The sequence below is a fragment of the Oleiharenicola lentus genome, from assembly GCF_051660365.1.
Lineage (GTDB): Bacteria > Verrucomicrobiota > Verrucomicrobiia > Opitutales > Opitutaceae > Lacunisphaera > Lacunisphaera lenta_A.
In genome coordinates this window covers 108,792-123,860 of sequence record NZ_JBOZXB010000003.1, presented here as the reverse complement: position 1 = coordinate 123,860, position 15,069 = coordinate 108,792, and the positions used below count along the sequence as shown (strand labels likewise).

At 60.6% G+C, this 15,069-nt stretch carries 11 protein-coding genes; all 11 read left to right on the top strand.

Translation table 11 applies throughout. The features are described from left to right. Positions 1-10: 10 nt before the first annotated feature. The 11 genes from ACRRQW_RS19820 to ACRRQW_RS19770 all read left to right on the top strand — a co-directional run bounded on the left by ACRRQW_RS19820 (position 11) and on the right by ACRRQW_RS19770 (position 15,068). Complete coding sequence (locus ACRRQW_RS19820) at positions 11-628, top strand: polysaccharide biosynthesis/export family protein (RefSeq protein ID WP_438483365.1); 618 nt, start codon at positions 11-13, stop codon at positions 626-628. Between the two features lie 12 nt (positions 629-640). After that, positions 641-2,797, top strand: a complete 2,157-nt coding sequence (locus tag ACRRQW_RS19815) for a GumC family protein (protein WP_438483364.1) — start codon at positions 641-643, stop codon at positions 2,795-2,797. Next, positions 2,794-4,113: a hypothetical protein gene (locus ACRRQW_RS19810; protein ID WP_438483363.1), complete on the top strand. Its 1,320-nt coding sequence runs from the start codon at positions 2,794-2,796 to the stop codon at positions 4,111-4,113. Before ACRRQW_RS19815 ends, ACRRQW_RS19810 begins: the two co-directional genes overlap by 4 nt. After that, entirely contained in the window at positions 4,110-5,558 is a 1,449-nt protein-coding gene (locus tag ACRRQW_RS19805; protein WP_438483362.1) for a tetratricopeptide repeat protein, read from the top strand. Before ACRRQW_RS19810 ends, ACRRQW_RS19805 begins: the two co-directional genes overlap by 4 nt. Positions 5,559-5,732: 174 nt before the next feature. After that, positions 5,733-7,010 carry a hypothetical protein gene (locus ACRRQW_RS19800; RefSeq protein WP_438483361.1) on the top strand — a complete coding sequence of 426 codons (1,278 nt, stop codon included), beginning with the start codon at positions 5,733-5,735 and terminating at the stop codon, positions 7,008-7,010. A 34-nt stretch (positions 7,011-7,044) separates the two neighbouring features. After that, positions 7,045-7,902: a PEP-CTERM sorting domain-containing protein gene (locus ACRRQW_RS19795; protein ID WP_438483360.1), complete on the top strand. Its 858-nt coding sequence runs from the start codon at positions 7,045-7,047 to the stop codon at positions 7,900-7,902. 640 nt (positions 7,903-8,542) lie between these two features. Continuing rightward, positions 8,543-10,138 (top strand): ShlB/FhaC/HecB family hemolysin secretion/activation protein, encoded by a 1,596-nt coding sequence (locus ACRRQW_RS19790; protein WP_438483359.1) that lies wholly within the window; start codon positions 8,543-8,545, stop codon positions 10,136-10,138. 17 nt (positions 10,139-10,155) lie between these two features. Continuing rightward, positions 10,156-12,027, top strand: coding sequence for a DUF2341 domain-containing protein (locus ACRRQW_RS19785; protein ID WP_438483358.1), 1,872 nt, complete (start codon positions 10,156-10,158; stop codon positions 12,025-12,027). A gap of 6 nt (positions 12,028-12,033) precedes the next feature. Next, the gene (locus ACRRQW_RS19780) at positions 12,034-12,441 is read left to right on the top strand and encodes an ExbD/TolR family protein (protein ID WP_438483357.1); all 408 of its coding nucleotides are present in this window, start codon (positions 12,034-12,036) and stop codon (positions 12,439-12,441) included. Between the two features lie 6 nt (positions 12,442-12,447). Beyond that, the gene (locus ACRRQW_RS19775) at positions 12,448-13,149 is read left to right on the top strand and encodes a TonB C-terminal domain-containing protein (RefSeq protein WP_438483356.1); all 702 of its coding nucleotides are present in this window, start codon (positions 12,448-12,450) and stop codon (positions 13,147-13,149) included. Between the two features lie 17 nt (positions 13,150-13,166). Next, on the top strand, positions 13,167-15,068 hold the full coding sequence (locus ACRRQW_RS19770) for a putative porin (protein ID WP_438483355.1): 1,902 nt from the start codon (positions 13,167-13,169) through the stop codon (positions 15,066-15,068). Position 15,069 lies beyond the last annotated feature (1 nt).

The window sequence follows — 15,069 nt, the reverse complement described above, 5'->3', positions numbered from 1 at the left end:
CGGAGGCATCATGACCGCACGCAATTCACTTTTCTCGAGTCGGCTTTTTTGGACGTTGTTGATTTCTATCTTCGCGCTGGCGGGCGGTGAGATCTCGGCGCAAGAAAAGCGCTCTGCTAATCAAGCGGCGTATCTTTTGCGTCCGATGGATGTGATCCGCATCGAAGTCTTTCAAGAGCCCGACTTGGTGCGCGAGGTGCGTGTGTCGCAGGATTACATGATCGTGGTGCCCCTCGTAGGCGCAGTAAATGTCGAGAATCGCACACTGCGCGAGGCGGAGTTAATCATCACGGAGCGTCTCGCAAAAGATTTTATCAAGAATCCCCAGGTTAACATCATTATCGCGGAATATTCGCCGCGAGTTGTTAACGTGCTTGGAGCAGTCAATGTGCCTTCGTCCGTCAGTATCCCGCCGGAGCGCAACTTCACCTTGCTCGACGCAGTGGCGCGTGCCGGTGGATTTTCACGTCTGGCCAACCGCAATCGCGTGATCTTGACGACCACGCGCCGCGACGGCGCCAAAGAAAACGTGGTGATCGATGCCGACCAAGTCGTTAACGGCGGCGCAGCTAATCGCTGGATCATCCAAGATGGCGACGTGGTTTACGTGCCTGAGCGCATGCTCTGATTCTAAAGTTCAATGCAATCGCCTCTTCATTCAAACCCACCCGATTTCCACAACGGCGACGATGGCTCGTCGTCAGATATTCCTCTCGGTGTGAAATTACGCCAAGTGTGGTTTTTGCTTCGTGAGCGGAAATGGTATTTGGTGCTCGGCTTTCTGTTGGTATGCGTGGCTGGCACCGTGTGGACATTTGGCCCCAAGCCCATCTACGAAAGTGTGGCGTCGGTGCAGTTACTGCGGCGCGCACCTATTCTCCTCCGCACTGTCGATATGGTGGAAAGTGGAGTGACCAGCGATGCGGACTTCAATACCCAGTGGCGGCTGCTCGACAGCGTCGCGGTGTTACAGAATGTAGCCGCCCGCCTAACGCCTGAGGAACAGCGCGACTTGTTGGAGCCCTTGAAGTCCGGTGGCGAAACCACGGCCAACGTGGTTGATATTCTTTTTCGCGGACGCAAGATCATGCCTGTCCGGATGAGTCTTGTAGCCAACATCCGCTTTGCCCATCCCAACGGAAAAGTGGCGGCGCGAATGGCAAATTTGATCGCTATCGAATACATCGCTTATAACACGCGCCAACGCATCGAAGAATCGATGAAGGTGGTGGACGATCTCAAAGCGCGAGCTGACCAACAACGCAAACGCGTCGATGAAATCGCTACCGCGCAACAGACTTACCGTCAGCGCGGCAACCTCGTTTCGCTCGTGCAAAATAAAGACATCGTCACCGAGAAGCTCAAAGCGCTGAACCTAATGGGCACGCAGACGCAATCGCGTTTTCTCGATGCCGAGATTCGCTGGCAGCAGGTGCAGCAATGGACCACCGAGGGCCGCGATTTACTCGAGCTTCCGTTCATCGCCGAGCAAGGGAAAGTTACGCAATTGATACTTGAGATCACTCGTTTGAAACTTGCGCAGGGGCAACTTGAGGAGCGTTACAACGCGCTCCATCCGCGCATGATCGAGGCGGCGCACGCCATCGCTCAAGCGGAGGCGGAGATGGCGATTGCAATCAAGGTCGCGGCTTCGTCGATCCGCGCGGAATACGAGAATGCCAAACGCCGTAATGAGGAAGCGCGTAAAGCGCTCGGAGAACAGGAGGCGCACTCGCTCGCCGTGGATAAACTCGCGGTGGAGTATGAAAATATCGACCGTGAGTTCCGGGTGAACAATCAATTGCTTGAGGCGATGATCGCCCGGATCCGCGAGGCTTCCGTCACCGGTAACATGGAGTTGGAGACCGCCCGGTTCATCGATCGCGCGTTCGAACCCATGCGACCGGTTTCGCCCAACATTCCGCTTTATCTTGGTGCTACGGTGGTGCTCGGGATTTTCGTTGGATCAATGTTCGCATATGGAGTGGCTCGGCTCGACGACAAAGTGATGACGCCGACTGATGTGGAACAGTTCATCGGCCTTCCACTGCTGGGTATCATCCCGGCTGAAGAAAAATCACGGGATCCGCGCGGCACGCTGGGGCGGAAGGACGGTGCGGTAAATGAGGCCTTCCTTTCGCTCTATTCACTGTTGCGCGTGTATGCCGAGACGAGCGGCGCGCGCGCGATCGCCATCACCAGCACCATGCCGGGCGAGGGCAAATCATTCGTTTCGTCACGCCTCGCGGAGACGTTTGCTTGCCAGGAAATGCGCACGGTCATTGTGGATTGCGACCTGCGAAAACCGACGTTGCTGCAAAATTTCCAATTGAGGAAAAACATTGGCGTCGTCGATTATTGCCTGCGCGGTGCATCACTGGAAACGATCGTGCAGAAATCCGCGACGCCGAACCTTGACGTGATCGTCGCCGGCACTGGCACCCATAGCCCTGTAACGGTGCTCAATAGCGTTCGCTTCGCGGCATTGGTGGAACAACTCCGCGAAAAATACGACCGCGTGATTTTCGATACTCCGCCGCTCGCCGCCGTCAGCGATGTGATGAGTCTGTTGCCGCTTGTGGACGGAGTGCTCTACGCCGTTAAATTCAGCGGTGTGAACCGCCATGCGGCCCAACACACGGTGCGGAAACTCGCCCAAGCCAATGTCCCGATTTTTGGCGCAGTGTTGAACCAGGCGGACGCCAGCTCCGGTGCCATTTACTACGGACGGACTGATCGCAAAGCCCTGAAGGCCTACCAGCAGGCGACGATGCCTGAATCCGGAGTGCCAGCATGAGGAATGCACGAAACGCCGTTTCGCTGCCGCTGGCCGCGCTGCTCATGGCGACCTCGCCTCTCGCGATTCGTGCGCAGCTGGTTGAAGCGTCACCCGTCGCACCGGTTGGAGAAAAAGGATTCACGAGCGACAACTTGCCCGATGCGCGTTTTTCCGCCGGGCAAATCGCGCTCGTAACCAGCTGGATCGAACGGGAAACGTCGGAGTGTTCGCCGGAAATCCTGACGAAGGTCGTGGCCGCGGTGCTCGCGGAATTGAAAGAGCGTCGTCCGGTGTTGTTTGACCAACTCGCTGATTTTCCTGTGCCCACCTCCGAATTGCGGTCCGTGGTGCTGCGACACTTAGCGGCGAAACTCATGGTATTGTCCGATGCTCCGCTCCGCGTGGAACTGGCGCGCCGTCGCGTGCTCGCTCTTGCTCCGACACAAGCGGGCGATACGGCGAGCCCCGCACCGCAAAGTGGCGAACAGTGGCTGGAAAAAATTAAAACGCGTTCCGATGTTTTTTACCGGCGATTGCTCGATGGAAAATTGGAGGACGACGATCTCGTGCTTTTGCTGGCGTCTGCTCGGGCACCTCATGCAGGCACCTCGCCAGATGTTACCGCTGCCACTGCGTCACCACTTTTGGCCATGGATATTCTCGGCGAGTTCGCGCGACGAAATCAAAATGGTGCGGCGTGGCAGAAGTTTGCCGCGTATCAGGTTCGCGCGAAGTTGCATGCGGCCGATGGTAGCACGCAGGACATCATCCTGCTCAAGCTCCGGCCCGCGAAGTTTCGCCTCACCGTGATGAACCAGGGCCTCAGCCACTACCTGTTGGCGGGTGATGGTGAACGTTTCTGGCAGCGTTCGACCACGCTGCCGTTCAGTCCTGTCTCGGGAGAGGCGCTCGGAGGCAGGCGTCACCTGGGCGAATTTGAAAATGCTCTGTTTCGGCCCGAGGGTTATCAATTCGAGCGGCTGCCCGATGGCGTCGTCGCGGAAAAACCGGTTTACCGGATCGCGCTGAATCGCGCGGACGGTTCCGGTTATACGGCATGCATCGATCAAGCGAGTTATCGGGAAGTGGCGCGGGAGATCAGCGATGGCTCCGTGGTGCGTTATGATGATTTCCGCGAAGTAGCCGGCGTCACGTTTGCGTTTCGCGAAGTCGTGACTGATGCCAGCGGCCGCACCGGTTCGCTTCAGATCGAAACCATCGCGCCCAATCCCGGTGTGTTGCCGGCATTCTTCCAACCACCACCGCGTAGCGGACCGGACTTTTTTGCTTTGGAGCGTCTTTGGGGAGCGAGTGCCGCCGAGAGTCAGCCATGAATTCCGCCGCACCGAGTGAATCGCCGAAGGATAATGCACCCCTGACTGCACCGATCGTGCGGGTGCCTCGCCGCCGCTGGGGGCGCTGGATTCTCATCGCACTTTGCGGATTGTATGTGAGCGGAGCGGTGGGCGGGTGGCTCGTGCTGCGCTATGCGGGCAAGCAGCGCGAAGTGCGTTTCCTGGATGTTGCGTTGCTGCGCTGGCAGGAAGTGCGTCGTTCCGTGGCCGCGCAGCAATTCACCCGGGCTCGCGCCGAGGTGGAGGCAAAAGATTTTCGTGCGGCGCACATGCTGTTCAATTCTGCGTTGCGCCGCGATCCCGGCAACCTCACCGGGCGGCTGGCAGCGGCGGATTTTTTCCAAAAGCTTGGCGCTACCGATCTCGAGATCGAAGTGCTGGAAGCCGGCCTCGCACTTTCTCCCGATGAGCCGAAATTGGTGCAACGTCTGTTCGCGCTGCTCACTTCCACGGGGCGCGATCAGCATGCGTTGAATTTGCTGCGGCAAAATTATGGTGCCGGCTTCGCGGGCCGCGCCCAAGCCGACTGGCTGCAAGTTTACGAAATCGTCGCGACGCGAAATGTGCGCGGGCCGGCAGAGGCGCTGCAGTTGCTGCAGAAAAACCCTCGCCTGCGGGACGCGACGACGACGGCAGCCGTGATTGCGCCGATCTTATGGGACGGGGGGGAAGCGGCGGCGGCGATCGATTTGCTGGGGAAATTTATTTCTGCTGAGTCGGCGCTGCCTGCAGCCTATGCCACGCTCGCGAGCTGGCAGGAAGCGGCGGGTCGGGTCGACGATGCTGTGCGCACCGCCGAAGCCGCGTCCCAGCGCTTTCCGCACGAGGTCGGTTCGCAGGTGCTGCTGGTGGAAACGCTTTCGCTACGGCCGGCCTACGCGTCGCGCTGGTCGCAGCAAGTCGGGTTTTTTCTCCACACCTTTCGGGGAGATCCTGCCGCGCTACACTTGCTGGCCCGCGCGGCCGGTCGACGTGGTTGGCTGGAACTTGCCTGGACGCTCTACGAAATCGGCGCGACCCACGATGCGGGCGCGAGTCAGCTGGCGCTTTACTATGCCGACGCGCTCGCGTTTCGGGCGCGTTTTGCGGACACGTGGCAGGTCCTCGCCGATATCGAAAAACAATCGGCGGCCGCGCCGCTCGCGTTTGTGGTGCAACTCCGTCAGCGGCAAGTGATGACGGCCGCCGCGTTGGATAATCAGGAAAACGTGCGCGAGTATGCGCGGCGTTTGGCCGAGCAGGTGAGGGGCGATGCGGGAAGTTTTGAGCTGTGTCGTCGCCTTTTCACGAAGCTGAATATCGCGCTTGCCGCCGCAGAATTTTCGCCCGAAGCCGAGCGGCGCTCACCCGCAGCAAAAAATCTCGCTGATCTTCCCGCGCCGTCGCCCGTTGATACGCCCGTTGCGGAAAACGGCGGGAGTTGAAGTTCACACGGTTGTTGCAGAGCGCGCGGCGCGTCACGCAAACGTCGCGACGATGTGACGGCGGTGTCCTCACATTGCCACAATGCACTGCTAGGATGTTTGGACTGAAGCGCCGGCACACACCCTGTGAGTCAATCGTCTTCAGTAATAATCACACCCTATCAGTTCCTGTTTATGAAACTCTTCAAAACACTCGCCGCGAGCCTGCTCGCTGTCGCCTGCCTTAACATGGCCTCTGCGGCCACGATTAAGATCTCCGGCTCTTCCGCATTCCGTCGTGCGCTTTTCGCCTCGGTGATCAACCACCTCGGTTCCGGTTCTGTCAAAGCGCTCTACGTTGGGTCTGCGCTCAATGGCGCCAACCAAGTTATCTTCACCAACGGCACCGACACGGTTCAAGTTTGCTTGGCCGGCTCGGTCGGCGGCGTGAACTGGATCGTGAATAACGTCAATGCGGCCACTTCCATCGGCGGCAACACTGCGCAAGCCTGGCTCTCCACCACGAGCAACAATGGTTCCGCCACGTGGGCGACGGCCTCCGTCGCCAGCACCGCTCCGTATGCGGTGACGGGTGGAACGTCCACCACCGCGGTGGGCTCCGGCACGGTGGCTTTTGAAGCAGCCGCTGCTCCCACGGTCGTGATGTCCGACTCCTACCAGGACTCGACGGCTTTTAGCAGCAGCAACACGGGCGTGACCCTCACCGATGTCAGCGGCGGCGTTGGCGTCGTCACCTTCGTTTGGGCCAAGGGCACGAAACACCCGAGCGTCGCTCAGGCTTCTTACGATCGTCTGACGAACATCTCCTCGCTGCTTACCCAAAACTTGGTGGCGAACGGCATTGCGCCTCTGGCGATGTTCACGGGCAACGATTCCGACCTCGGCGTCGATGTGGTTTTGGTCGGTCGCGACAATGACTCCGGCACCCGCCTCGCGGCCTTTGCCGAAACCGTCACCGGTGACGTCAATACGCCTGCTGCTCAATACCGTGCCTTTGATGCGTCCAACGTCGACGTAGGCCCGAACTCCGGTGCAGGCTCGATCAACAGTCTCGCACTCGCCGCCGGTGTTAACGGCAGCGGTGGTTATTCCAGCGGCGGCCATGTGAAAGCGGTTCTTCAAAAAGCCATCCTCTCCACCGCGACCAATGCGAACGGCAATCGTTTCATCCTCGTCGGTTACCTCGGCACCGGCGACACTCCCGGCGCCGCTCAAGAACTCACCTACAACGGCGTTCCGAACACCGTCAACGGCGTGCTCCGTGGCTCCAATACGTTCTGGACGCTCCAGCACATGTATTATCGCTCTGACCTCGCCAGCGGCCCGGCGGCGCTCGCTGACGTCATCGGCCAAGGCATGGCTGATACCTACGCCGTCGCTTCCGGCACGCTCCTCGCGAACATGAACGTCGTGCGTTCGGTCGAGGGCGGCGTCGTCAATCCGATCTACTAAGTTTTACCACAACACTCGTTACGGGAAAAATAATATGAAACTAAAATTCCTTCGCAGCGCTGTGCTCGTCGCCACCTTGGGCGTCGTTTGCAGTGCGTCCGCGCAGGTCGCATCCACGACCAGCGATTTGATCCTTGGCTTCCGCCAGGGCAACACGTCCAACAGCCTCGAAATCAACCTGGGCAACATCAACTCGTTTACGGGCGCGAGCGCTTCCGGTATCTCCGGCACGCTTTCTCTCGGCAATATCAGTTCCGTGCTCACCACGGCCTACGGTGCAGGTTGGGCTTCCGACTCCACGTTGGTCTGGGCCGCCGCTGGCACCGCCGGCACGGGCGGCGCAGCTACGAACGGCCAGGCCGCGCGCACCTTCTGGGTCACCAATCGCTGGACGGATGCCGGCTCGGCGCTGGGCGTCGCCAATGATACCGCCTACGGTAACATCGGCACGTCCCTCGCGGGCACGGCTGCCTCCAACATCGGTTCGGTCTACAACGGTCTGTCCCTCGCTTCGTCGGGACAAACTCTCGACTCGGACACCGTGTTGCTCCCTGCGGGTGGCAATGCGTGGGTGACCAAGGCCACGACGGGTGCCAATTCGTTCGGCGTTACCGGTCTCACCACGGCCAAGTTTGTGAACCCGGTGACGAATACCTTCACGGGTTATTCGGCTTCGGATTTGTATTCGATCACGCCGACGGGTGGCGGCACCAGCACGAACCTGTTCTTCGGCACGTTCGCGCTTTCGAACACAGGTGAACTCTCGTTCACCGGCTCGAACTTTGCGGCCATCCCGGAACCTTCCACCTACGCCGCCATGTTTGGCGCCGCAGCGCTCGGTCTCGTGATCTATCGCCGTCGCCAGCAAGCCAAGGCCGCGCAAGCTGCCTGAGTTCGCGATCACTAGAAATCCGGTCGCGTCTCACGCTGGCCGTTAACTTTGTGGCCGCGCTATTGAGTGGGCGCGGTCACTTTTTAAACTTGGGCAACGGGCTTCAGTCCCCCGTTGCCCAAGTTTTTTTTGGTCTCCATTTTCAGCTGAGTTGGCGCAAGCCTGACGCTCGCAGTGGCTGCGAAAAAGGCACTTGAAACACAGGATCTGTTTGGGGATTTCGGTCACTACGGTGACCTCTGAATTTTTGAGCAGGGGTGATTATATCGAAGGCGAGAGATTTCCTCTTAATAAACGCTGAGTGGCGTCTTTGATTCAGGTCAGAAGACCGCGCATTTCTCTGATGATTTTCTGAATCCAACGCCGATTTTTTGGCGCGTGAAAATCACACGACGTCTGTGCGACGAATAGGTGACGAACCCACGAATTTTTCGGGCGCGTTGTTACAATCTCGCTCTCGACCCGAGCGCGCTTGAAAGGGTGAAAACGAAATCTTCACTCGCCCCGCTGTGCGTATTTCCGGCGACTGATTGCGATTCAGGCCGGGTCAATGCGCACCGCTCACACACCTGTTTCCTTGCCGCGCTTTTTTTCCAGTTTCGATTGTATCCGTCGTCGCGTGATTTTTTCACGGACAACGATGGCAGCCACATGGCTTGGCTTGTGCGCCGCGTGTGCGACGCCCGTGATGGCCCAGACGACCGGTCGCACGGAGAAGGCGTGGTTCATCCAGGAATATCGCGTCGAGGGCGCGAAGAAACTCCCGCGCCTCGCCGTCGAAGAAGCTGTGTATCCTTTCCTCGGCCCGGATCGCACGGCGGAGGATGTCGAACTGGCGCGGGCTTCGTTGGAAAAAGCTTACGCCGATGCTGGCTATCAAACCGTCGGGGTGCAGATTCCGGAACAAACCCCCGGTGGCGTCGTGCGTCTGCTTGTCATCGAGCGTCCAATCGGGCGGCTGCGTGTGCGCGATGCGCGCTACTCGCAGCCTTCGCGGCTCAAGGAAATGGCTCCGTCGGTGGCCGAGGGAAAAGTTTTGAATTTTAACGAGCTCACGCAGGACGTCATGGCGCTCAACCGGCTTTCCGAGCGGCAGGTCACGCCGTCGCTGCAAGCGGGCGTCGCGCCGGACACGGTGGACGTCGAACTCACGGTGAAAGAAAACGCGCCGTTTCACGCGAGTGCGGAAGTGAACAACCGTCGCAGCGCCGACACCACTGACTTGCGCGTGAATGCGTCCGTCAGCGCCACGAACTTGTGGCAGCGCGGCCACGCACTGAATTTCAGCTACCAGACTTCGCCGCAAAATACCTCCGAGGTGAAAGTGTTTTCCGGTTACTACCTCGCGCGTTTCGAGCAACCCGACTGGTTCGCGCTTATGGTGCAGGCGTCGAAGCAGGACAGTAATGTTTCCACGCTCGGCAGTGCCGCCGTGCTTGGTCGCGGCGAGACCGCTGGCGTGCGTGCCATGATCACGCTGCCCGGTCCGGCCACCACGGCCGACGGGCGCGGCTTTGTGCACTCCGCACATGTCGGCGCGGATTTCAAAAACTTCGATCAGCTGCTCCAACTTGGCGAGCCGCAGCCGGACGGCTCGACGGAGATTTACACGCCGATCGCCTACGTGCCACTTTCCACCGGCTATAGCGCGACGTGGCTGACGCGGAAAACGTCGACGGAACTCAACGCGACGGTCACGTGGCATTTTCGCGGACTCGGCGACGACGGCAGCGGGTTCGGCAACAACCGCTACAACGCCGACGCGAACTTCGTTTATTTTCGAGGCGACCTCGCGCACACGCGCGAACTGCCCGCAGGCTTCCAGGCCTTCGGAAAAATTCAGGGCCAGATTTCCGACCAGCCGTTGCTCAGCCAGGAACAACTCACGGGCGGCGGGTGGGGCACCGCGCGCGGCTACCTCGAAGCCGAGCAAGCGGGCGACGGCGGCGTGTTCGGCACGCTCGAACTGCGCAGCCCGTCGCTGCTCAACCGTTGGAAGTCCCTGCGCAGCGAGTGGCGCCTGTATGTCTTCGCTGATGCGGGTTGGTTGAAAATCATCGATCCGCTGGCGTCGCAAAAAAATCATTTCAACTTCGCCAGTTACGGCGTCGGCAGCACGGTGCGCGTTTTTGATTTCGTCGACGGCACCGTCAACGCCGGGTTCCCGCAAATCACCCAGGGCGAAACCAAGGCGGGCGACGTCCAAGTCACTTTCCGCCTCGGCATCGAATACTGAGCCCTCTTTCCCTTCCCATGCACCACACACCCTCCCGTTTCGGAAAAATCCTCACGCTGCGCGCCACGCTGGCCTGGCTGGTGTTTGCCGCCACCGCGCTCGCCGCTCACGCGTCGTGGTGGAACAAAGAGTGGCAAGTTCGCAAACCCATCACGCTCGACGCATCGTCGGCCGGCGCGAACATTGCCGATGCCGTCGGCACCGTGCCGCTGCTCGTGCGATTGCACGACGGAAATTTTAATTTCGCCGGTGCGCAGCCCGACGGCAGCGACCTGCGCTTTGTCACGGAGGACGACACCACTGTGCTGCCGCATCACATCGAGAAATACGACGGCGTGCTGAACGAGGCACTCGTGTGGGTGAAAATCCCGGACGTGAAGCCGGGCGCAAAAGTTTCCCTCTGGCTCTATTCCGGACACGCAGCCGCCGCCACGACTCCGGCGGAAACGAAATCTTCCTACGACGATGCGACGGTGTTGGTTTACCATTTCGGCGAGCGCGGCCAGCCGCCTTACGATGCGTCGGGGCAGGGCAACAATGCGCAGACGTCCGGCTTGCTCGTCGAGGGTTCGTTGATCGGTTCCGGCCTGCGCCTCGACGGCCAGACGACGGTGAGCATTCCGAGTTCCGCCTCGTTGTTCTGGGCCGAGGGCGGCTCGGTGACGTGGTCGGCGTGGGTTAAATTCGGCGCGCCCCAGCCGCGCGCGGTGTTTTTCAGCCGTCGCGAAAACAGCAAATATTTTCTCATCGGCGCGGACAACGGTTCGCCGTTTGTCGAAGTCACCTACCAAAGCGCGGTCACCCGCAGCACGGCGGGCGCGCCGGTGGCGGCCAACACGTGGCATCACCTGGCGATCGTGGCGTCGGGCGAACGCATCACGGTTTTTCTTGATGGAGCCGTCTACGGCACGGCGGCGGCGGCGTTGCCGGCGATGACCGGCCCCGCGTTTCTTGGTGGCGACGGCGCGAATGGCTTGATGAACAGCGGCGGCGGAAAATTCGCCGGCGAGATCGACGAACTGCGCATCACGCGCGACGCACGTCCGGCGGGCGCGCTGCGGTTTGCCACGCTGGCCGAGGGCCCGGATAGCGCCGCGCAACTTGTCACGTTGGGCGCGGATGCGCAGCCCTCGTCGTGGATGGCGGCGTTCATGACCGGCTACATGGGCGTCATCATCGGCTCACTCACTTTCGACGGTTGGGTGGTCATCGTGATTCTCTTCATCATGTCGATCGTCAGCTGCGTGGTGATGTATCAGAAAGCCGTTTACCTGAACCGCGTCGGGCGCGGCAATTCGCAGTTTCTCACCGAGTGGCGCCACGTCGCCCGCGACCTCTCCGTCCTCGATTCCGAAAACGCCGAGCAGGCGAAAACGATGGGCGGACGTTTCAACGCCGGCAATCAACGCGCGATGCGCAACTCCTCGCTTTACCGGATCTACCATATCGGCGCGGAGGAAATTCAACATCGCCTCGGCTCCGGCAAAAACGCGGAGAACAAGGTGCTCTCCGGCCAGTCGATCCAGGCGATTCGCGCTTCGCTCGATGGCGGGCTCGTGCACGAGATGCACCGCCTGAACAGCCACATGGTGCTGCTGACGATCGCGATTTCCGGCGGCCCGTTCCTCGGATTGTTGGGCACGGTGGTTGGCGTCATGATCACTTTCGCGGCCGTCGCGGCGGCGGGCGAGGTCAACGTCAACGCTATCGCACCCGGTATCGCCGCGGCGCTTGCGGCAACGGTCGCCGGACTGGCCGTCGCGATCCCGGCGCTGTTCGGTTACAATTATTTGCTTACGCGAATCAAGGCGGCGTCGAACGACATGCACATCTTCATCGACGAATTCGTGACGAAGCTCGCGGAGTTTTATTCCGGCCCGAACTCGTAACCCACCATGCAAGTCCAAGGCGAAGACAAACCCTACGACGACATCAACATCACGCCGATGTTGGATCTCGCCTACGTGCTGCTCGTGATCTTCATCTTGATGACCACGGCGTCAGTCGCGGGCACGAAGGTCAACCTCCCGCGCGCGAGCGCCTCGACGAGCCTCGCGAAGCCGAAGACAAAAGCGGTCTCGATCAACAACGAGGGAAAAATTTTCCTCGATACGATCCCCGTCTCGTTGCCGGAACTCGAGCAACGGCTCGGACGGTTGAAAACCGAGATACCGGACTTTCCTCTCGTGATCCGTGGAGACAGCCGCACGCAGTATCAGACCGTGATGGACGTCCTCGATGTGGCCGGACGGCTTGGCATCACGCAGGTCGGCCTCGCGACGAAATCCGTGAACGCGAAATAACCGTCGATGGACTCAGGCCCTTTCAACTATGATGAAACGAAGCGCGGCTTTTGGGCGCGCTATGGCTTTGCGGTCGGCATCGTCGTCGTGGTTGGGCTGTTGATTTTTCTCGGCAGCAAAATGCTTTCGCAACACCAGTCCACGCCATCCGCCAAGCCTGCGGATTTGGTGATGGTGCGACCGCTGCCGGCACCACCGCCGCCACCGCCACCCCCCCCACCGCCTCCCCAGGAGATGCGCCAGGAAATGGTGGAGCAAAGCGCGCTGACCGAAGCCGACATGAATCCGCCCGAAGAGGCTGCGCCCGATGCGTCGCCTGACGCCGGCACCAACATCCAAGGCGGCAGCGGCTCCGACGGTTTCGGGCTGAGCGGTCCGGGCGGCAGCGGCCTCGGTGGCAAAGGCGGCCCGCCGCGCGCGAAGGGCAGCCGCTTCGGCTGGTATGCGACGCAAGTGGTGAAGACGGTCGACGACGCGCTGCGCCGTCATCCTAAAACGAGTTTTGGGAATTTCGATTTGCAGGTGCGCATCTGGGCCGACGAGTCCGGAAAAATCACCCGCGCCAAACTCGCGCGCAGCACCGGCGATGTGAGCGTGGACACCGCCATCGAAGTGGAAGTGCTCGCTGGCAAACAACTCGCCGAAGCGCCGCCGGCGGACATGCCGATGCCGATTGTCCTGCGGATCAAAGCGCGCCGTCCCTCCTGAAATTTTAGATTTTCCACATGAGTCACCATCCTCGCCTGGTTACAAAAATTCTCGCCGTCGTGCTGGCCGCGACGCTGGTGCCGTCCGGCGCCTACGCAGTTGAGCCGGCTGCGGCGTCGCCGGGCCTGACCGTTGCGTTGATCCGCCGGCTCGCCGAGCGCGGGGCGATCACATCGGCCGATGCCGAAAGCCTGCTCTTGATTGCGGAAGCGGAGGCCGCCGAAGCCCGCGCCCACACGGCGCGCGCCGAAGCTATGCTGGCGGAAGCCAACGCGGCGCTCGCCCGCGCTCGCGCTATCGCGGCCACTCCACGGATCGATCCCGCTCCCGCCGTGGTGATGGCGCAGGTGGCTCCAACCGTTCCGGTCTCGAATCCCGCGCGCACGGTGCAGGCCGCCGCTCCGGAGGAAATCGTGCCCGACGAAACCGTGCGCGTGACTTACGTGCCCGAGGTCGTGAAGCGCCAGTTGCGTGACGAAATCCGCCGCGATGTGCTCGCGCAGGCCCGCGAGGAAAACTGGGCCTCGCCGCGGGCGCTGCCGGACTGGATTTCGCGTTTCCGCTTGTTCGGTGATTTGCGGGTGCGTTACGAGGCCACCAATTATCCGCCGGAAAATCTCACCGGTTTCGGCAGCAGCTTTTGGAATTACAACGCGATCAATACCGGTTCGCCGTTCGATTACACCGGCCTGGCGAATCCGCCGTTTGCCAACGTGACCGAAGACCGCCAGCGCGCGCGGTTGCGGGCGCGCCTCGGCACGGAAATCGACCTGAGCGAAGGTTTCGCCGGCGGCATCCGCATCGCCACGGGCGAAAATAATTCCCCGGTCACGCAAAACCAAAGCCTCGGCGCCGCCGGTTCGGGGCAGGGCGGTAATTTCAGCAAATACGCGCTGTGGCTCGATCGTGGTTTCTTGCGCTACCAGGTCGGCGGTCTGCCGGATCAGGATTTTACCGTCAGCCTCGGTCGTTTCGATAATCCGTTTTTCTCGACCAATATGATCTGGGCCGACGACATCGGCTTCGACGGGCTTGCGATGCAGGGTCGCGCCGGGCTCGGTGACAGCCTGCTGTTTTTCTTTTCCGGCGGTGCGTTCCCCGTGTTTAACACCGATCTGAATTTTGCGACTACGCAGCCCGTGAAATTCAAGAGCAACGACAAATGGCTTTACGGCAGCCAACTCGGCGTGACGGTCGAACTCGGAAACCGGTTCTCCGCAAAAATCGCGGCGGGGTATTATCATTTCGAAAATATCGAAGGCCGCGTTTCCACGCCGTTTATCCCGCTGACCGCGACCGATGCCGGCGACACCGATGCGACGCGCCCGACGTTTGCGCAGAAGGGCAATACTTACATCGCCCTGCGCGACATCACGCCTGACGTCACGCTCAACGCCAACGGCACGATCAACCAATGGCAGTATTTCGGTCTCGCGACGCCGTTCGAGGAACTCGCGTCGACCATGCAACTCGACTACACGATCGCTGAGACCTTCCAAGTTTCGCTGCTCGGCGAATACGTGAAGAATCTCGCATTCGATGAAGTGTCGATTCTCGCCGGTGGCCCGGCGCAATTGTCCGGCCCGGTGAACAACAACGCCGCGAACGGCACGACGTTCGGCGGCGGCGACACCGCGTGGAACGTGAGCTTGAAATTCGGTTCACCTGCGTTGCAGGCGCGCTGGGATTGGTCGCTGGCGTTCGGTTATAGAAAAGTCGAAACGGATGCCGTGATCGACGGATTCACGGACACCGATTTTGGCGGCGGCGGCACGAACTCCAAAGGCTTCACGCTCGTCGGCAATCTCGCACTGTCGCGCCGCGTGTGGCTCGGCTTCCGCTGGCTCAGCGCACGCGAAATTACCGGTCCGACGTTCGAGAGCGACGTCATGCAGCTCGACTTAAACGGAAAATTCTAGT

Bases quoted from the DNA above. Each gene is read 5' to 3' on its own strand.
- ACRRQW_RS19815 (WP_438483364.1), top strand. From the start codon at position 641: ATGCAATCGCCTCTTCATTCAAACCCACCCGATTTCCACAACGGCGAC.
- ACRRQW_RS19820 (WP_438483365.1), top strand. From the start codon at position 11: ATGACCGCACGCAATTCACTTTTCTCGAGTCGGCTTTTTTGGACGTTG.
- ACRRQW_RS19790 (WP_438483359.1), top strand. From the start codon at position 8,543: ATGGCAGCCACATGGCTTGGCTTGTGCGCCGCGTGTGCGACGCCCGTG.
- ACRRQW_RS19775 (WP_438483356.1), top strand. From the start codon at position 12,448: ATGGACTCAGGCCCTTTCAACTATGATGAAACGAAGCGCGGCTTTTGG.
- ACRRQW_RS19770 (WP_438483355.1), top strand. From the start codon at position 13,167: ATGAGTCACCATCCTCGCCTGGTTACAAAAATTCTCGCCGTCGTGCTG.
- ACRRQW_RS19795 (WP_438483360.1), top strand. From the start codon at position 7,045: ATGAAACTAAAATTCCTTCGCAGCGCTGTGCTCGTCGCCACCTTGGGC.
- ACRRQW_RS19780 (WP_438483357.1), top strand. From the start codon at position 12,034: ATGCAAGTCCAAGGCGAAGACAAACCCTACGACGACATCAACATCACG.
- ACRRQW_RS19805 (WP_438483362.1), top strand. From the start codon at position 4,110: ATGAATTCCGCCGCACCGAGTGAATCGCCGAAGGATAATGCACCCCTG.
- ACRRQW_RS19785 (WP_438483358.1), top strand. From the start codon at position 10,156: ATGCACCACACACCCTCCCGTTTCGGAAAAATCCTCACGCTGCGCGCC.
- ACRRQW_RS19800 (WP_438483361.1), top strand. From the start codon at position 5,733: ATGAAACTCTTCAAAACACTCGCCGCGAGCCTGCTCGCTGTCGCCTGC.
- ACRRQW_RS19810 (WP_438483363.1), top strand. From the start codon at position 2,794: ATGAGGAATGCACGAAACGCCGTTTCGCTGCCGCTGGCCGCGCTGCTC.